Origin of the sequence: Klebsiella sp. HMSC16C06, assembly GCF_001808325.1 — a bacterium.
In the GTDB taxonomy this organism is placed as follows: Bacteria; Pseudomonadota; Gammaproteobacteria; order Enterobacterales; family Enterobacteriaceae; genus Klebsiella; species Klebsiella variicola.
The window spans coordinates 62,350-80,302 of the sequence record NZ_KV793000.1; the positions used below are offsets into that span (position 1 = coordinate 62,350).

15 protein-coding genes and 1 tRNA gene are annotated in these 17,953 nt (G+C 53.9%); 12 read left to right on the forward strand and 4 right to left on the reverse strand.

All coding sequences use genetic code 11. The features are described from left to right. Positions 1-92: 92 nt before the first annotated feature. From HMPREF3142_RS11600 to yjeJ, 4 genes are all read left to right on the forward strand, one after another. Positions 93-443 (forward strand): hypothetical protein, encoded by a 351-nt coding sequence (locus HMPREF3142_RS11600; protein ID WP_048267341.1) that lies wholly within the window; start codon positions 93-95, stop codon positions 441-443. A 103-nt stretch (positions 444-546) separates the two neighbouring features. Beyond that, entirely contained in the window at positions 547-1,833 is a 1,287-nt protein-coding gene (locus HMPREF3142_RS11605) for an HlyD family secretion protein (protein ID WP_048267340.1), read from the forward strand. After that, the gene (locus HMPREF3142_RS11610) at positions 1,826-3,949 is read left to right on the forward strand and encodes a peptidase domain-containing ABC transporter (protein WP_070612088.1); all 2,124 of its coding nucleotides are present in this window, start codon (positions 1,826-1,828) and stop codon (positions 3,947-3,949) included. Before HMPREF3142_RS11605 ends, HMPREF3142_RS11610 begins: the two co-directional genes overlap by 8 nt. A gap of 14 nt (positions 3,950-3,963) precedes the next feature. Beyond that, the gene (gene yjeJ / locus HMPREF3142_RS11615; RefSeq protein ID WP_070612089.1) at positions 3,964-4,827 is read left to right on the forward strand and encodes a YjeJ family protein; all 864 of its coding nucleotides are present in this window, start codon (positions 3,964-3,966) and stop codon (positions 4,825-4,827) included. 54 nt (positions 4,828-4,881) lie between these two features. Here the strand turns inward: yjeJ and HMPREF3142_RS11620 are convergent, their stop codons facing one another. From HMPREF3142_RS11620 to HMPREF3142_RS11630, 3 genes are all read right to left on the reverse strand, one after another. Continuing rightward, on the reverse strand, positions 4,882-5,235 hold the full coding sequence (locus tag HMPREF3142_RS11620; protein ID WP_004152419.1) for a DUF4156 domain-containing protein: 354 nt from the start codon (positions 5,233-5,235) through the stop codon (positions 4,882-4,884). 260 nt (positions 5,236-5,495) lie between these two features. Beyond that, positions 5,496-7,142, reverse strand: a complete 1,647-nt coding sequence (groL, locus tag HMPREF3142_RS11625) for a chaperonin GroEL (RefSeq protein ID WP_008807218.1) — start codon at positions 7,140-7,142, stop codon at positions 5,496-5,498. A 37-nt stretch (positions 7,143-7,179) separates the two neighbouring features. After that, a complete protein-coding gene (locus tag HMPREF3142_RS11630; protein WP_003855929.1) occupies positions 7,180-7,473 on the reverse strand; it encodes a co-chaperone GroES in 294 nt (97 codons plus the stop codon). 232 nt (positions 7,474-7,705) lie between these two features. Between HMPREF3142_RS11630 and yjeH the strand changes: the two genes are divergently transcribed. Further along, positions 7,706-8,956, forward strand: coding sequence for an L-methionine/branched-chain amino acid transporter (gene yjeH / locus HMPREF3142_RS11635; protein WP_012543132.1), 1,251 nt, complete (start codon positions 7,706-7,708; stop codon positions 8,954-8,956). A gap of 51 nt (positions 8,957-9,007) precedes the next feature. Here the strand turns inward: yjeH and HMPREF3142_RS11640 are convergent, their stop codons facing one another. Then, positions 9,008-9,484: an FxsA family protein gene (locus tag HMPREF3142_RS11640; protein WP_022064659.1), complete on the reverse strand. Its 477-nt coding sequence runs from the start codon at positions 9,482-9,484 to the stop codon at positions 9,008-9,010. A 337-nt stretch (positions 9,485-9,821) separates the two neighbouring features. Here HMPREF3142_RS11640 and aspA point away from each other — a divergent pair, with 337 nt between their 5' ends. The 7 genes from aspA (at position 9,822) to HMPREF3142_RS11675 (ending at position 17,853) form a co-directional block, all read left to right on the forward strand. Beyond that, complete coding sequence (aspA, locus tag HMPREF3142_RS11645; RefSeq protein WP_002885424.1) at positions 9,822-11,258, forward strand: aspartate ammonia-lyase; 1,437 nt, start codon at positions 9,822-9,824, stop codon at positions 11,256-11,258. Between the two features lie 115 nt (positions 11,259-11,373). Then, entirely contained in the window at positions 11,374-12,675 is a 1,302-nt protein-coding gene (locus HMPREF3142_RS11650) for an anaerobic C4-dicarboxylate transporter (RefSeq protein ID WP_008807221.1), read from the forward strand. A gap of 125 nt (positions 12,676-12,800) precedes the next feature. Further along, positions 12,801-13,124 (forward strand): divalent cation tolerance protein CutA, encoded by a 324-nt coding sequence (gene cutA, locus HMPREF3142_RS11655; protein WP_008807222.1) that lies wholly within the window; start codon positions 12,801-12,803, stop codon positions 13,122-13,124. Beyond that, positions 13,100-14,896 carry a protein-disulfide reductase DsbD gene (locus HMPREF3142_RS11660; protein WP_070612090.1) on the forward strand — a complete coding sequence of 599 codons (1,797 nt, stop codon included), beginning with the start codon at positions 13,100-13,102 and terminating at the stop codon, positions 14,894-14,896. Before cutA ends, HMPREF3142_RS11660 begins: the two co-directional genes overlap by 25 nt. A 35-nt stretch (positions 14,897-14,931) precedes the next feature. Further along, the gene (locus HMPREF3142_RS11665; protein WP_032691323.1) at positions 14,932-15,507 is read left to right on the forward strand and encodes a transcriptional regulator; all 576 of its coding nucleotides are present in this window, start codon (positions 14,932-14,934) and stop codon (positions 15,505-15,507) included. A 67-nt stretch (positions 15,508-15,574) separates the two neighbouring features. Continuing rightward, on the forward strand, positions 15,575-17,662 hold the full coding sequence (locus HMPREF3142_RS11670) for a DUF1176 domain-containing protein (RefSeq protein ID WP_042946867.1): 2,088 nt from the start codon (positions 15,575-15,577) through the stop codon (positions 17,660-17,662). A 115-nt stretch (positions 17,663-17,777) separates the two neighbouring features. Continuing rightward, positions 17,778-17,853 (forward strand) — tRNA-Phe (locus HMPREF3142_RS11675). Positions 17,854-17,953 lie beyond the last annotated feature (100 nt).

Below are 17,953 nucleotides of genomic sequence, written 5' to 3' on the forward strand. Positions count from 1 at the left end.
TGATTCATACTACAGCAACGACTATCTTTTCTGCGGACCAAATTCTGGTCTGGAATGAATATATAATTTTAATTTTAGTTAAAGGACTAATCATGCACCAATTAACTGTATTTGAAATGGAAGAAATTTCTGGCGGTGCGCTGACCGATACTCTTACCGATATCGTCACCTGGGCCGCAAAAGAAGTTGGCGCTGTCGCACTGGGCGCCTCTCTGGGCGCTATTTTTGGTACAGCGTACGCCGGACGTTGGGGTGGCGTAAGTGGCGGTATCTTCGGTATCGGCTCAATCGGCCAGGGTGTAGGGATGATCGCCGGGGTTATTCTCGGTGGCGTTTGCTTTGGTATTGCAGCGGGTATCGTTGGCTGGGATATGACTCTGGATTATGCTCAGGGCGTAATGGATGCTATTTATGACGGCACCCTGAACTTCTGGAGCAACTAAGTTTACGCGCCAATGATTAGCTCAACAGTTTGTTGACAAGCATTCATTAGTAATTAAGGCCTGACGTATCGGGCCTTTTCATTTTATAATTTAAGCGATAACTATGTTAAAAAAAATCTATCGCAAGGAAGCGATTGAGTATAAAAAGCATCACTGGAAAGGAAAGGCACTGCTGCTCGCAGGGCTTCCAGCATGGCTTGTTGCATTACTCTCTTTTGCTTTTCTTGCGATCCTGATAGCCACCACAGTATTTTGCTCCTTTACCCAGAGAATCGACGTTCAGGGAGAGGTCATTACTCTACCTCACTCTGTCAACGTTTATGCCCCGCAGCAAGGCTTTGTTATCTCCCAATATGTAAAAGTCGGCGATATTGTGACCAAAGGCCAGCCGTTATATGAGATCGACATTTCCCGGAACACCACAACGGGTAATGTTAGTGCGGCACAAATAGAGGTCATTAATGAAAAGATCGCAAATGCTGAAGATATCATTTCAAAACTGAATCATAATAAAGAAGAAACAACCATTTCTTTAGAGAAGCAGTTAAAAACAATCAATGATTCGTTAAAAGAAACTAATCGCATGTTGGCTAACGCCCAAGCTGGATTAAAGAAAATGCATGATAATCTATCCAGCTATGATAAGTATTTAAGTGACGGACTGATTACCAAAGACCAATATAACTATCAACACTCTTTGTATTTTCAACAACAAAGCACTTACCAGTCTCTGGTGAGTCAGAAAATGCAACTGGAATCGCAGGTCACTCAGCTCAATAGTGATAAAATTACAAAAATAGCTGATTTTGACAATCAAATCTCGTCACAAGAAAACCAGATTAATGATTATAAAAATCAACTGGTTGAATCAAACGCAAACGGTAACATTATTATTAAAGCAACGACTGAAGGCCGTATTGAATCATTGACCGTCACTAAAGGCCAAATGGTTGATAAAGGCAGCAGTCTAGCACAGATAAAACCTACCGGTGATATAGAGTATTATCTTATTTTATGGTTACCTAACAATAGTATACCTTATGTAAAACCTGGGGATGAAATTAACATTCGTTATGCTGCATTCCCATCAGATAAATTTGGTCAATTCCCGGGAAAAATACTTTCAATATCTTCTGTTCCCACATCTCGACAAGAAATGTCTGAGTATACCAATGTTACGAACGGCACAAACCAGCAGGAACTGGCGCTCTATAAGACCATTGTGAAAATTGAAAACAAAACCTTTGAATATAATGGTAAAACGCTTTCGCTTTCAAATGGCCTCAAGGCTCAAGCTGTTGTATTCCTGGAAGAGCGTCCGCTCTATATGTGGATGTTTACCCCTGTGTATAAGATAACTCAAAGCATTACTGGGCCGATCCATGACTAACGAACTTTTCAAAACTGTTGTTGCAAAGTTAAATTTTTCTCTTGTTAACAAAACGCCCGTTATTCTTCAGTCAGAATCATCAGAATGTGGAATTGCCTGTCTGGCAATGGTCTGTGGTTTTTATGGGTTGAATATCGATCTGTTTAATTTCCGTCAGCGGTTTGGTAGCCCCTCCCAGGGCTCCTCACTAATGTCTCTAAGCAAAACTGCAGAGCATGCCGGCTTAAAAAGCCGGGCGTTAGCTCTTGACCTTGATGAAATAAAGCAGCTTAAACTCCCCTGCATCATCCACTGGGGGATGAACCACTACGTTGTTCTTACAAAGGTAAGGAAAAACGGATTTGTTATTCACGATCCGGCGTTGGGTAAAAGAATCATTGGCATCAATGAGATGTCAAACAATTTTACCGGTGTAGCGCTTGAACTTTGGCCCGATCATAACTTCCAGCAAGAAGAAGCAAAATCCCGATTACGATTGCTGGATTTAATGCATAAAATTGTTGGTTTAAAATCAGCACTGATTAAGATCTTTGCTTACTCTGTAGTGGTAGAAGCTATCGGACTCCTGTTACCGATTGGTACACAGCTAGTCACTGACCATGTGATTATGGCTCACGACCAAAGCTTACTGTCTGTTATCTGTATCGGGTTGATATTTTTTACCCTATTCCGCACGTTTATTAGCATGCTACGTGCATGGACGTCGTTAACGTTAAATACCCTGACAAATATTCAATGGAAAACGACGTTATTCGATCATCTGACAAGTTTGCCATTATCCTTTTTTGAGAAAAGGCATTTAGGTGATATTCAGTCTCGCTTCTCGTCTTTGGATACGATTCGCTCAATATTTACCAATAGTATCGTTACCGGCATCATCGACTCGATAATGACAATCGGTTTATTGGTGATGCTGACCTTATATGGTGGTTGGTTAGTCTGGGTCGTCATCGGCTTTACCATTTGCTATGCGATTATGCGCTTTGCTACCTATAGCTTTTATCGTCGCGTAACGGAAGAACAGGTAGTTAAAGGCGCACGTGCTAACTCCCACTTTATGGAGTCACTTTATGGCATTTCTACGATCAAAGCACTGAATTTAAAAGAACGTCGCTCACAGCATTGGCTGAATCTTAACGTTGACGCCAGCAATGCAGGAATCAAGCAAACTCGATTCGATATGATGTTTGGTGGCATTAATACCTTTATCACCTCAATCGATCAGGTAGTGGTACTGTGGTTGGGTGCCATTATGGTAATTGATAATGAGATGACGCTCGGTATGTTTATGGCATTTAACGCCTATCGGGGTCAGTTTTCTCAACGTGCATCGAATCTCATTGATTTGGTGATGCAGCTTCGTATGCTCTCACTGCACAACGAACGTCTATCAGAAATAGCATTTAGTGAACCAGAAAAAGAACTTCCATCGCGGCGTGTTTTTACGGAAAACACTGGCGTAAAACTTGAAGTGAGAAATCTTAGTTATCAATACGATCCTTTTTCACAACCCATCTTTACAAATTTGAACATAACCGTTGCTCCTGGAGAATCAGTTGCGTTAATTGGCCCATCTGGCGTAGGGAAAACCACACTATTAAAAGTTATGTGCGGACTGCTCTCGCCGGATTCCGGCGAAATACTGGCGGATAATCTGGAGATTAAAAAGATTGGTTTGAATAACTATCGTCTTGGTATCGCCTGCGTACTCCAGGAAGACCGTCTCTTTTCCGGCTCCCTTATTGATAATATAAGTGGCTTCGATGATAGCGCCGATCTTGATTTTGTGATGGAGTGTGCCAGACGGTGCAACATTCATGATGAAATTATGAAGATGGCTATGGGATACGAAACCATTGTCGGCGAACTTGGGCTGGGTATTTCAGGTGGGCAAAAGCAGCGTATCTTGATCGCCCGCGCACTGTATCGCAAACCGAGTATTTTATTCATGGATGAGGCTACCAGCCATCTTGACCTCAGAAATGAGTCGGTTATCAATCAGTCTATTTCAGCGCTAAGTATCACCCGCATTATCGTCGCGCATCGACCATCGACCATTGCATCCGCCGATCGTGTTATCGATCTCTCACAATCGAAGTCGGTGACTACTGCTTAATAAAGGAGAAGAATATGCAAGGAACGTTTATAGGTTTTAATACCGCAGGAATTACCTTTGAAGAGCGATTTTTAGCGTTGCTGCTGAAAGTTAAGAAGGAAAATGGCTTTTGCGAGATTTACTATCTTCAGGCACCGGTGCTAGCTGATCTGCTCCTGATACTGCAGAGCAGAATGGCTGTGATTTTCCAGCGGCTTGAAAACCAGGGAGAGGCCTATAAAGATGAGCTTATCACGTATAATGAGGCACTTGTTGCCAATATTCCTCAGGTTGAGACGGCTGAAATACAGCAACCATCCCCTGAGCGGCGAATCATGTCCATTACGCTCAAACCTGGCGAAACACAGTCAACGTTAATTCTTGTATTTCAGGATGAACAAATTAGTACTTTATGTATTGACGATCTGCAAATCGAAGCATTAATTATCGGTATTCAACAAGCATTAAAAACAGTCGGCGACCTGGAACTGGTTAAGTATTTAAGTTCAAATATGGATTTTTTAATGTGCTATACCGTCGACTTAACCACTCAGCCCAATATCGATTACCAGCATTATCCCCAGGAAGACTGGAAGCTGAACCTGTTTTCCCATTATCTGGGTGTGCTGTACTGCTGCGAAACTGACGAAGGCAAAAAAATCGTCTCCGGGGCGGTGGTCAAAACTAGCGTGCCGCATTTATCAGAGTTGGAAAATAACGTTGTGACGCGGCTTATTGAGAAAAGCCCCAAGCTCAAGGCGATGCACGCAGAGCTAGCGCCATGCCAGATCTTCAGTACCATTATCCCTTCCCAGCCGGGAAGAATGCTCAGTCTGGAAGAGTGCCTGCGTCCTCTGCACGCCTTCTATCTGGAGAAGAAAGCGGAGCTTAGCGCCTGATCCTCATCTAGCGGCCACGCCTCTCTCCGCGCTCGCAGAGAGAGGCGTCACGCATCAGTTCGGGCACTTATAAACCTGGCCGTTCATTTCGCTGTCGGTAGGTACAAAGCTCGACAGCAGGTTCTGCGTCGGGCTGCTGACGCCGTAAATCACGTTGCCGCCCATCGCTGCCGCCTGGTTGCGCAGGGCGTTTGCCGCACCGCGCATGGAACCACCCTCATCGCCATTCTGGCCGGAGAGCCAGTTGCTCTGTTTACCCGTCGCGGTCCCTAACAGCTGACACTCTGCGCCCGGCTTCTCCTGCACGAAGCGCACATTCTGGCCGGCAGAGGTTAATTCATTGCTGGAACTGCAACCTGCCAACAATAAGGCTGCGCCGACAATCCCTGCTAAATATTTTACCTGCATGTTATTCCCCATGATCGATGAGCTGGACGCACTGGCCCGGATGTAAATCTATCATCCTTCAAACTGCGTCGGCATGAGCCGCGTTCATTCCCTCCCCGGTCGCGCTTGTCAGTTCACGCCCGAAACGGAGGTGCTTGCCGCTCTGATGCAGCTTAAATGATTTTTATGTATAAGCCTTATACTAAAAAGCGCGCCAAAAGAAAAACCCCCAGCCATTGCTGGCCAGGGGTTTCTGCTTTTTTATGCCGTAGAGCGCACGATTACATCATGCCGCCCATACCGCCCATGCCGCCCATACCGCCAGCAGCACCTAAGTCAGGCGCGTCGCCTTTCGGCAGGTCGGTCACCATGCACTCGGTGGTGATCATCAGACCAGCCACGGATGCCGCGTACTGCAGAGCAGAACGGGTCACTTTGGTTGGGTCCAAGATACCGAAGTCGATCATGTTGCCGTATTCTTCAGTTGCTGCGTTGTAACCGTAGTTACCGTCGCCAGCTTTCACGTTGTTAGCAACAACAGACGGCTCTTCACCGGCGTTGGACACGATCTGACGCAGCGGCGCTTCCATTGCGCGCAGCGCAACTTTGATACCGACGTTCTGATCTTCGTTCTGACCGGTCAGGCCAGCGAGTTTCGCCGCAACGCGAACCAGCGCTACGCCGCCGCCAGCCACCACGCCTTCTTCAACCGCAGCACGGGTTGCGTGCAGGGCGTCGTCGACGCGTGCTTTTTTCTCTTTCATTTCAACTTCGGTAGCCGCACCGACTTTGATTACTGCCACGCCACCAGCCAGTTTAGCGACACGTTCCTGCAGTTTTTCACGGTCGTAATCGGAGGTCGCTTCTTCGATCTGCTTACGGATCTGAGCTACACGGCCCTGGATTGCAGACTCTTCGCCAACGCCATCGATGATGGTGGTGGTGTCTTTGTTGATAACCACGCGTTTCGCCTGGCCCAGATCTTCCAGAGTCGCTTTTTCCAGCTCCATACCGATCTCTTCAGAGATAACGGTACCGCCAGTCAGGGTAGCGATATCCTGCAGCATGGCTTTACGACGGTCGCCGAAGCCCGGTGCTTTCACCGCAGCCACTTTAACGATGCCGCGCATGGTGTTAACCACCAGGGTCGCCAGCGCTTCGCCTTCAACGTCTTCAGCGATGATAACCAGCGGTTTGCCCGCTTTCGCTACGGCTTCCAGAACCGGCAGCATTTCGCGGATGTTGGAGATTTTTTTGTCAGCCAGCAGGATGAACGGGCTTTCCAGCTCAACGGCACCGGTGTCCGGCTTGTTGATGAAGTACGGAGACAGGTAGCCGCGGTCGAACTGCATACCTTCAACTACGTCCAGTTCGTCTTCCAGACCGGTACCGTCTTCAACGGTGATCACGCCTTCTTTACCGACTTTATCCATCGCTTCCGCGATCAGTTTACCGACGGTTTCGTCGGAGTTAGCGGAGATGGTACCAACCTGAGCAATCGCTTTAGAGTCAGAGCACGGTACGGACAGCGCTTTCAGTTCTTCAACGGCGGCAATGACAGCTTTGTCGATACCACGTTTCAGATCCATCGGGTTCATGCCTGCTGCAACAGCTTTCAGGCCTTCGTTCACGATAGCCTGAGCCAGTACGGTTGCGGTGGTGGTACCGTCGCCTGCCGCGTCGTTCGCTTTAGAGGCAACTTCTTTCACCATCTGCGCACCCATGTTTTCGAACTTGTCTTCCAGTTCGATTTCACGAGCAACGGAAACGCCATCTTTAGTGATGGTCGGCGCGCCGAAGGATTTGTCCAGCACCACGTTGCGGCCTTTCGGGCCCAGGGTCACTTTAACTGCATCTGCCAGTACGTTTACGCCGCGCAGCATTTTTACACGAGCGTCGTTACCGAATTTTACGTCTTTTGCTGCCATTTCTTTTATTCCTCAAATTCGTTCAGGGTCGTGCGAATTACGCTTCAACAATTGCCAGGATGTCGCTTTCGGACATGATCAGCACTTCTTCGTTGTCGATCTTCTCAGACTTCACGCCGTAGCCATCGTTGAAAATCACGATGTCACCAACTTTAACGTCCAGCGGCTGCACAGTTCCGTTTTCCAGAATGCGGCCTTTACCGACAGCGATGATTTCGCCACGAGTTGATTTAGCTGCCGCAGAACCGGTCAGAACGATGCCGCCTGCAGATTTGGTTTCAACTTCTTTACGTTTGACGATCACACGATCATGTAACGGACGAATACTCATTGATAGCTCTCCTTCGAGAAAGTCATTATCAGTTATGGGTGACGCCGGGCCGAACGCGGTTTACCGGCTAGTGCAGAGAGAGATGGGGGTGGCCATTTCCCGCTTCAAGGGCAAAATCAAAAAAAATTTTTACCTTTGCGCTAGCGCGCAAAAAGCAGCGCTATCGGCCAATGCGTCATAAGGAAAAGCGATTGTGATACTCTCTTTTTTTTCACTGGCGCAGGATGGAATCATGAGTGGTTTAAAACAGGAGTTGGGACTGGGACAGGGAGTCGGATTACTTTCCACCTCATTGCTGGGTACCGGCGTCTTCGCCGTCCCGGCGCTGGCGGCGCTGGTCGCTGGCGATAACAGTCTGTGGGCATGGCCGCTGCTCATTCTCCTTGTTTTCCCGATTGCCATCGTCTTTGCCCTGCTGGGCCGCCATTTTCCCAGCGCGGGCGGCGTGGCCCACTTTGTCGATATGGCATTTGGCCCACGTCTGGCCAGCGTCACCGGCTGGCTGTTTTTATCCGTTATCCCGGTCGGACTCCCCGCCGCGCTGCACATCGCCACCGGCTTCGGCCAGGCGCTGTTCGGCTGGCATGATGCGCAGCTACTGTTGGCGGAGCTGGGCACCCTGGCCATCGTCTGGTGGATCGGTTCGCGTGGCGCCAGCTCCAGCGCCAACCTGCAGACGCTGGTTGCCGTGCTGATTGTGGCGCTGATCGTCGCCGTCTGGTGGCGTGGCGGGATAAGCCCGGCGCAGATCCCCTTCCCCGCCCTGACGGAGATCGACCATGGTCAGCTCTTCTCCGCGCTGTCGGTCATGTTCTGGTGCTTTGTCGGTCTGGAAGCTTTTGCTCACCTGGCCTCGGAGTTTAAACATCCCGAGCGTGATTTCCCCAGGGCGCTGATGATAGGCCTGCTGCTTGCCGGTTCGGTCTACTGGGCCTGTACCGTGCTGGTGCTGCACTTCCACGCCTTTGGCGAGGAGATGGCGGCGGCCGCGTCGCTACCGAACATCGTGGTCCGTCTGTTCGGTGTCGAAGCGCTGTGGGTGGCCTGCGTCATCGGCTATCTCGCCTGTTTCGCCAGCCTCAACATCTATATTCAAAGCTTCGCCCGCCTGGTCTGGTCGCAGGCGCAGCATAAGCCCGAAAGCTACCTCGCACGGCTGTCGCCACGGCAGATCCCGCGCAATGCCCTCAACGCCGTGCTGGGCTCCTGCGTGGTCAGCACCCTGTGTATCTATTTGCTCGATATCAATCTGGACGCGCTGATCGTCTATGCCAACGGCATTTTCATCATGATCTACCTGCTGTGCATGCTGGCCGGCTGTCGTTTGCTGCGCGGGCGCTATCGGCTATTGGCGGTGGTGGGCAGCATTCTCTGTCTGCTGCTGCTGGCGATGGTCGGCTGGAAAAGCCTGTACGCGCTGGTGATGCTGGCGGGGCTGTGGCTGTTTTTACCCAGGCGCAAGCTGGCGACGGGAAGCGTGTAGGCCTGGAAAGAAAGCGGCCCGGTCGCATCTGCTGACCGGGCCGGGCGTGTATTAATCGCGGGGATCGTCCTTATGGTCCAGACGGTCGCGCTGTTGATCCTTACGCTGGAATTCCCCTTCGAAGGTCTCACCGCCGCCAGTACCGGCGCTAAAGCCGCCGCCCGGCATCCGGCTGAAGCGCAGATGCGGCATCAGCTTCATCGTCAGGTGCTTCTGCACTGGCGGCAGCAATAGCAGCAGGCCAAGGAAGTCGGTAAAGAACCCCGGGAGCAACAGCAGCAGACCGGCAATAATCAGTGAAACGCTCTTGATCATCTCCGCCGCCGGGCTCTCGCCTGCGGCCATCTTCTGCTGCATCAGCAGGAAATTTTTGAAGCCCTGGTTACGCACCAGCGACATCCCTACCACCGAGCTAAAGATCACCAGGATTAGGGTCATAAAGACGCCCAGCACGTGCGCGACCTGGATAAAGATCGATATCTCAATGTAAACGTAAAGAAAAAAGGCAATAAACGGAATCCAACGCACCGGCGTCTCCTTCATCAACGGGCGCTGAGCTCAGCCCCCGTAATCATCAATTTGCTGATCGCATCCCACTAAGATGGGGATGCTGCGCGGCTTTTCAATCAGCGGAAATGCTTATTTTTTCCAGCAATAGGAAAGCGGTGACCCATTTCACAGATTAATAAATCTTCTCACACCCGCGATGTAATAAGTGATCAAGCTTACTGATATTCGCTATCATCAGCATATGATCTTGGGCACCAGGCCGGTTAAGGAAATAATCGTCGGCCAGAAAATATACTGAATCCTGGATATTCTGTGTATTTGGTGAATTCATTGGCAGCTTGAAAAGAAGGTTCACATGTTAAACAACATTCGTATCGAAGAAGATCTGTTGGGCACCAGGGAAGTTCCCGCGGACGCTTACTACGGCGTTCATACTCTGCGAGCGATTGAAAACTTCTACATTAGCAACAGCAAAATCAGCGACATACCAGAATTCGTGCGCGGCATGGTGATGGTGAAGAAAGCCGCCGCGCTGGCGAACAAGGAGCTGCAGACCATTCCCAAAAGCGCGGCAAATGCGATTATCGCCGCCTGTGACGAAGTCCTGAATAACGGCAAATGCATGGACCAGTTCCCGGTCGATGTCTTCCAGGGCGGGGCCGGCACCTCCGTAAACATGAACACCAACGAAGTCCTGGCGAACATCGGCCTCGAGCTGATGGGCCATCAGAAAGGCGAATACCAGTACCTGAACCCAAACGATCACGTCAACAAATGCCAGTCCACCAACGATGCCTACCCGACCGGATTCCGCATCGCGGTGTATGCCTCCATCCTGAAGTTAATCGATGCGATTAAACAGCTGGGCGAAGGCTTCCAGGCGAAAGCCGTGGAGTTCCAGGACATTCTCAAAATGGGCCGCACCCAGCTGCAGGACGCGGTGCCGATGACCCTCGGCCAGGAGTTCCATGCCTTCAATGTGCTGCTTAATGAAGAGACCAAAAGTATTCTGCGCACTGCGGAGCTGCTGCTGGAGGTGAACCTCGGCGCCACCGCCATCGGTACACGCCTCAACACCCCGGACGGCTATCAACAGCTGGCGGTGCAGAAGCTGGCGGAAGTGAGCAACTTACCGGTCGTTCCGGCGGAAGATCTGATTGAAGCCACCTCGGACTGCGGGGCGTACGTCATGGTTCACAGCTCGCTGAAACGCCTGGCGGTGAAACTGTCCAAGATCTGTAACGACCTGCGCCTGCTCTCTTCCGGTCCACGCGCGGGCCTCAACGAAATCAACCTGCCGGAGCTGCAGGCGGGTTCCTCTATTATGCCGGCGAAGGTTAACCCGGTAGTGCCGGAGGTGGTCAACCAGGTCTGCTTTAAAGTCATCGGCAACGACACCACGGTGACCATGGCCTCCGAAGCCGGGCAGCTGCAGCTGAACGTGATGGAGCCGGTGATCGGCCAGGCGATGTTCGAATCCATACATATCCTGACCAACGCCTGCTACAACCTGCTGGAGAAATGCGTTAACGGCATCACCGCCAATAAAGCGGTATGTGAAGGCTACGTCTACAACTCCATCGGCATCGTCACCTACCTCAACCCGTTTATCGGCCACCACAATGGCGATATCGTCGGCAAGATCTGCGCCGAAACCGGCAAGAGCGTGCGGGAAGTGGTGCTGGAGCGTGGGCTGCTGACGGCGGCGGAGCTGGATGATATTTTCTCCGCGCAAAACCTGATGCATCCTGCTTATAAAGCGAAGCGTTATACCGATGAAAGCGAACAGTAATCTTTCCGGTTAGTCATTGAAAGGCATGTCAGCGATGACATGCCTTTTTTGCTTTTTAGTTTTACTAAAATACAACAATCCAATATCAACTTGTTAAAAAACAAGGAAGGCATATATGTTTGGTGCAGAACTGGTTATTGTCCTGCTGGCGATTTATCTCGGCGCCAGGCTCGGCGGCATTGGTATCGGCTTTGCCGGTGGCCTTGGCGTCCTTGTCCTGACGCTTATTTTTCAAATCAAACCGGGTGCGATACCCTTCGACGTTATTGAAATCATCATGGCGGTCATCGCCGCTATCGCCGCCATGCAGGTCGCAGGCGGGATGGATTACCTGGTCAGCCTCGCCGAACGGATGCTGCGCCGCCACCCGAAGTACATTACCTTCCTTGCCCCGCTGGTGACCTGGTTTATGACCGTACTCGCCGGCACCGGCCATACCGCCTTCTCCACGCTGCCGGTGATCACCGAAGTGGCCAAAGAGCAAGGCATTCGCCCATCTCGTCCGCTGTCGATTGCGGTCGTGGCCTCTCAGATAGCGATCACCGCCTCGCCTATCTCCGCGGCGGTGGTGTTCTTTGCCGGGATCCTTGAGCCGCTGGGCGTTAGCTACCTGACGCTGCTGGCCATATGTATTCCGGTCACCCTGCTGGCGGTAATGCTCACCGCGATTGTTTGCAACTTCCTCGGCTGCGAACTGAAAGACGATCCCATTTACCAGGAGCGGCTGGCCAAGGGGGAAGTCAGACTGCGCGGCAGCCAGGTGTTTGAGCTGAAGCCGCACGCCAAACGCTCTGTCCTCCTGTTTTTGATCGGCATCGTGGCGGTGATGTTCTACGCCACGGCCATCAGCGATACCGTCGGCCTGATCAAGAACCCGGTGCTGCCGCGTAACGAAGCGATCGTGGTGTTTATGCTGACCATCGCCACCCTGATTAGCATCACCTGCAAAATCGACACTGGCGAAGTGCTCAACGCCAGCACCTTTAAATCCGGGATGAGCGCCTGCGTCTGCGTCCTCGGCGTCGCCTGGCTGGGCGATACCTTCGTTAAAGCGCACATCAGCGATATCCAGGCCGTGGCCGGCGACCTGCTGCACAATTACCCATGGCTGCTGGCGGTGGTGCTGTTCTTCGCCGCCACGCTGCTCTACTCACAGGCAGCCACCACCAAGGCGCTGATGCCCGCCGCGCTGCTGCTCGGCGTCAGCCCGCTGACGGCGATCGCCTCGTTTGCCGCCGTCTCGGCACTGTTCGTCCTGCCAACCTATCCGACCCTGCTGGCGGCGGTGGAGATGGACGACACCGGCTCGACGCGCATCGGCAAATACGTCTTTAACCACGCCTTCCTGATCCCTGGCGTTATCGCTATCACGCTGTGCGTGATCCTGGGCTTTATCTTTGGCGGGATTATGCTGTAAATACCGCTGGCAGCGGGCCCCGCGCGGGCCCGCTGCCCGTTTCCCTCCCCTACCCCCGATCGTGACGCTAATATCCCCGCATCTTGCGTGCTATAGTGCCTCTTTTCGCTGATACGAGGTTCATGATGACTACGCCTGATGCTGTTGTTGTGCTCTGTACCGCGCCGGATGAAGCGACCGCCCAGGATCTGGCGGCAAAAGCCCTGGCGGACAAGCTGGCCGCCTGTGCCACGCTGCTGCCGGGCGCCACCTCGCTCTATTACTGGGAAGGGAAACTCGAGCAGGAGTATGAAGTTCAGATGCTGCTCAAAACCGACCTTGCCCATCAGCAGGCGCTGCTGGATTGCCTGAAGTCTCACCACCCGTATCAAACCCCTGAACTGCTGGTTCTACCCGTCATTCATGGAGACAACGATTACCTCTCATGGCTTACCGCATCATTACGCTGATCCTGCTGCTGTGCAGCACGTCAGCCACCGCCGGGTTATTCGACGCGCCGGGGCGCTCGAACTTCGTGCCTGCTGACCAGGCTTTTGCCTTTGACTTTCAGCAGCAACAGCACGATGTCAACCTGAGCTGGCAAATCAAGGATGGTTACTATCTTTATCGTCAACAGTTTACCTTTCGCGCCGCCGGGGCGACGATCGACGAACCGGCGCTCCCGGCAGGAGAGTGGCATCAAGATGAGTTTTACGGCAAAAGCGAGATTTTCCGCCAGCGCCTGACCGTGCCGGTCACGGTGAAGCAGGCGAAGAAAGACGCCACCCTCACCGTCACCTGGCAGGGCTGCGCCGATGCCGGATTCTGTTATCCACCGGAAACCAAAGTGATCCCGCTGAGCGCCGTGCTGGCGACTTCTGCCGACGGCCAGGCAACCGCCATCGAGCCCATGCCGTCGACGAGCAGCCGTCCGGCGTTCAACCCGCCGCTGCCGGTTGAGCCGCGACCGGCCCCGGAGCTCGCCACATCACCTGCGCCTGCCGCAGTGCCGCCTGCAGACACGCCTGCCCGCCTGCCCTTTACGGCGCTGTGGGCGCTGCTGATAGGTATTGGTATCGCCTTCACCCCCTGCGTGCTGCCGATGTACCCGCTGATTTCCGGCATTGTGCTGGGCGGAAAGCAGCGGCTTTCCACCGCGCGCGCCCTGCTGCTGGCCTTTATTTACGTCCAGGGGATGGCCTTAACCTACACCGCGCTGGGGCTGGTGGTGGCCGCCGCCGGTCTGCAGTTCCAGGCGGCCCTGCAGCACCCGTATGTCCTGGCGGGACTGTCGGTGGTATTTATTCTGCTGGCGCTCTCCATGTTCGGCCTGTTCACGCTCCAGTTGCCCTCCTCGCTGCAGACGCGGTTGGCGCTGCTCAGCAATAAGCGCCAGGGCGGCTCGCCCGGTGGCGTTTTCGCGATGGGCGCCATTGCCGGACTGATCTGCTCCCCATGCACCACCGCGCCGCTGAGCGCCATCCTGTTGTATATCGCCCAGAGCGGTAATCTGTGGCTGGGCGGCGGCACGCTGTACCTCTACGCGCTGGGCATGGGCCTGCCATTGATCCTCGTCACCGTATTTGGCAACCGTCTGCTGCCGAAGAGCGGCCCGTGGATGAGCCATGTGAAGACCGCCTTCGGGTTCGTGATCCTGGCTCTGCCCGTTTTCCTGCTGGAGCGCATTGTCGGCGACCCGTGGGGATTACGTCTGTGGTCAATGCTTGGCGTCGCCTTCTTCAGCTGGGCGTTTATCACCTCGCTGGGCGCTACCCGGCCGTGGATGCGGCTGGTACAAATCATCCTGCTTGCTGCCGCGCTGGTCAGCGCGCGGCCCCTACAGGACTGGGCATTTGGCGCTCCGGCAGTCGAGCAGCAGGCGCATCTGACGTTCACCCGCGTCAACTCGGTGGCCGAGCTTAACCAGGCGCTGGCGCAGGCAAAAGGCCAACCGGTGATGCTCGATCTTTACGCCGACTGGTGCGTGGCGTGCAAAGAGTTTGAAAAATACACCTTTAGTTCACCTGACGTGCAGCAGGCGCTGAAAGGCACCGTGTTATTACAGATTGATGTGACGAAGAACAGCCCGCAAGACGTCGCGCTGCTGAAACACCTGCAGGTGCTCGGTCTGCCGACGATCTTGTTCTTCAACGCTGAGGGTCAGGAACAGCCTGAGCGGCGAGTCACCGGCTTTATGGATGCCGCGGCATTCAGCGCCCATTTGCGCGATTGGCAAGCGTGAGCGACACTTTAGGAGGAAAGATGGAGGAGAACACCGTGCTACGTGAAGACGTCCTGGCAGAAGCCATTAAAATTCTTGAAATTGAAGGTATCGCCAACACGTCGCTGGAGATGGTCGCTGAGCGCGTGTCCTGTCCGACGAGCGACCTGAAACGCTTCTGGCCCGATCGCGAAGCGCTGCTGTACGACGCGCTTCGCTATCTGAGCCAGCAGGTGGATGCCTGGCGCCGACAGTTGCTGCTGGACGACACCTTAAGCGCAGAGCAAAAGCTGCTGGCACGCTATGCCGCGCTCACCACCTGCGTTAGTAACCACCGCTACCCCGGCTGTCTGTTTATCGCCGCCTGCACCTTCTATCCCGATCCCCAGCACCCCATTCACCAGCTGGCGGAACAGCAGAAGCAGGCTTCGCTGGCCTATACTCATGAGCTGCTGACTCAGTTGGAGGTGGATGACCCGGAAATGGTCGCTAAACAGATGGAGCTGATCGTCGAGGGCTGCCTGAGCCGTCTGCTGATCAAGCGTAGCCAGACGGATGTGGATACGGCCCGGCGGCTGGCAGAAGATATTCTGCGCTTCGCCCAGTGTCGTATGGGCGGCGCCTTAACCTGATTCTGATATCCTAACCGCCACGTCGCGCCTATAATTTCCCCCTCACTGATTGCTGACAGGGATTGATATGCGCGCGTTCTTCTGGGCTGCCTGGCTGGGGCTGTGCTCCACACCTCTGCTGGCGGCTCCCCTGCAAGGTTTTTCCTTTACGCAAAAAGACTGGGAGCTCGCCTGCGATAACACTGGCACCTGCCGGGCGGCGGGTTACGGCGTCCGCATGGGCGAGGTCAGCGTGCTGTTGACCCGCAACGCCGGCAGCGAACAGCGCCTCGCCGCCACGGCCACCTTTGCGCAAATCGAGCACGATATCCCCGCCGACTCCACCGCCAGCCTGCTGATCGACGACCGGGATCTTGGCGCGCTGGACGCCCAGGACGACAGCCACTTCCGTCTGGACAGCGATCAGACTGCCGCCCTGCTACAGGCCCTGGCGAATCAGCGCAAAATCGAATTCACCCTTAACGGCCAGCACCTGCCGCTTTCCAGCGCCGGCAGCCGCGAGGTACTGGGTAAAATGGATGCGTTTCAGCGACGCACCGGCACCGCCGACGCGCTGCTGGATAAAGGCGATGCCGGCGACGATGCCATTTTGCCAGCCACTGCCGCCCCGGAGATTATCGCCGCCCCGGTGATCCATAACGCGCAGCCGGTGGCGCTGAGCATACTTCAGCGCCAGAAGCTGCTGCCCTCCCTGACGCCGCTGCTGAACCAGCGCTGTGACGACTGGCAGAACCCGGCCATCCCGGCGGCAGAGCGCCAGATCACGCTGACCGCGCTGGATAAAACCCATTCTCTGGTGCAGGCGCTCTGCTGGCGAGCGCCCTATAACGACGGCTATGCGCTGTGGCTGGTCGATAACGCCCAGCTGAACAAGCCACGGTTGCTGACCACCGAGGCCTCGAGCTACGCCAACGGCACTATCGTCTTTTTGCACAAAGAACGGGGCATTGCCGACTGCCTAACCGGCGAAACCCGCGTCTGGGACGGTAAAACCTTTACCCCCAGCCTGAAGTACAGCACCGGTATGTGTCGGGAAATCACCCCCGGCGGCACCTGGATGCTGCCGACCTTTGTCAGCCAGGTGATCCCCAGGCAGCAGAAAGAGGCGGATAACCTCGCCCTGCGCACGCTGTATAACGCAGTGTTAAAAGCGCAAAAAAGCGATCCAGAATTGTCGCTGAATAAGGTCGCCGAGCAGTTTCCGTTAACCGGCCATATTACCGACTTCACGCTCACCTACGCCGATGACACCCTGGTTTCGACCAGCAAACCTTCCCCGGATATCAGCGATGACGAGTGGCAGGCGTTTCTGCGCTCCTCGATCAGCGCAGATTCAGAAAACGGTAAAGTCAGCTTTACCCTGATCGATCTCGACGGTGACGGCAAACGCGATCTGATCATCGACAGCTACGTGGGCGGCACCGGGCTCTTCAGCTACACCGGGGTGCTCCGGCGCGGCGATAATGACTTTGCCGCCGTCGACGGCAGCGACAGTGATAACGGCGATGATTTCGATGCCGGGGTGCCCGGCGCCCTCTTTTCTATCAATGGCCGCGGGGCTAACCAATGGAACCACTGGGTCAAAATCAACGGTCAGGTGTATGCCCTGTGGTACAACGGCCAGTTTGGCGAAGATAATCTCTACCTGCTGCGCCCGTTCAGCACTGCGAGCCAGACGCCCGCGGTGACGGTTCGCTATCGCTATACGCTGAACAGCATCCGCTCCCCGGAGAAAGACCAGCCGTTAACCCCACCCCTCAGCGACAGCGATAAAGCGGATCTGCTGCGTTCGCTGGAGGTCATGCAGGGCAGCCTGCTGAAAGACAAACCCGTCAGCGACAACGATGCGCCGATCTGCCCCATCCCACCGGGCACCTCCGCCGACGAGGCGGATAACTACTACAGCGGCGTCGCCATCAACTATATCTATGAGACAGTGGCCTATATTCCGGTCTGGCTGAACGGGAAGTGCTATATCGGCACTATTTTTAGCCACCATGGCGCCTATCGCCACGGCGTGGATGCGGAAATTACGCTGAGCTCCCCGCGCGAGGATGAAGAGGTCATTGGCGATTATATTATCTCCGGGTTGCGCCACGTAATCGCCATTACCAGCGGCTGGAAAACCCGCGAGGGTGATAACGGCATGCAGTGAAGTTAAGCCAAAACGCGCCTTTGAACGCAGAATTGCCGCAAAGATAAGCAATCGATAAGTAATTTAAGAAATTTGGTTGACGGGGTGGGCGGATTACGGTTTAATGCGCCCCGTTGCCCGGATAGCTCAGTCGGTAGAGCAGGGGATTGAAAATCCCCGTGTCCTTGGTTCGATTCCGAGTCCGGGCACCACTATTTAAAGAACCCGCCCAAAAGGCGGGTTCTTGCTTTTCTACGACCGGACTCTCCATCGAACTGCGTTCGATTATTCGCCGCACAGCGGCTCACCCCT

Bases quoted from the DNA above. Each gene is read 5' to 3' on its own strand.
- HMPREF3142_RS11600 (WP_048267341.1), top strand. From the start codon at position 93: ATGCACCAATTAACTGTATTTGAAATGGAAGAAATTTCTGGCGGTGCG.
- HMPREF3142_RS11605 (WP_048267340.1), top strand. From the start codon at position 547: ATGTTAAAAAAAATCTATCGCAAGGAAGCGATTGAGTATAAAAAGCAT.
- HMPREF3142_RS11610 (WP_070612088.1), top strand. From the start codon at position 1,826: ATGACTAACGAACTTTTCAAAACTGTTGTTGCAAAGTTAAATTTTTCT.
- yjeJ (WP_070612089.1), top strand. From the start codon at position 3,964: ATGCAAGGAACGTTTATAGGTTTTAATACCGCAGGAATTACCTTTGAA.
- HMPREF3142_RS11620 (WP_004152419.1), bottom strand. From the start codon at position 5,235: ATGCAGGTAAAATATTTAGCAGGGATTGTCGGCGCAGCCTTATTGTTG.
- groL (WP_008807218.1), bottom strand. From the start codon at position 7,142: ATGGCAGCAAAAGACGTAAAATTCGGTAACGACGCTCGTGTAAAAATG.
- HMPREF3142_RS11630 (WP_003855929.1), bottom strand. From the start codon at position 7,473: ATGAGTATTCGTCCGTTACATGATCGTGTGATCGTCAAACGTAAAGAA.
- yjeH (WP_012543132.1), top strand. From the start codon at position 7,706: ATGAGTGGTTTAAAACAGGAGTTGGGACTGGGACAGGGAGTCGGATTA.
- aspA (WP_002885424.1), top strand. From the start codon at position 9,822: ATGTTAAACAACATTCGTATCGAAGAAGATCTGTTGGGCACCAGGGAA.
- HMPREF3142_RS11650 (WP_008807221.1), top strand. From the start codon at position 11,374: ATGTTTGGTGCAGAACTGGTTATTGTCCTGCTGGCGATTTATCTCGGC.
- cutA (WP_008807222.1), top strand. From the start codon at position 12,801: ATGACTACGCCTGATGCTGTTGTTGTGCTCTGTACCGCGCCGGATGAA.
- HMPREF3142_RS11660 (WP_070612090.1), top strand. From the start codon at position 13,100: ATGGCTTACCGCATCATTACGCTGATCCTGCTGCTGTGCAGCACGTCA.
- HMPREF3142_RS11670 (WP_042946867.1), top strand. From the start codon at position 15,575: ATGCGCGCGTTCTTCTGGGCTGCCTGGCTGGGGCTGTGCTCCACACCT.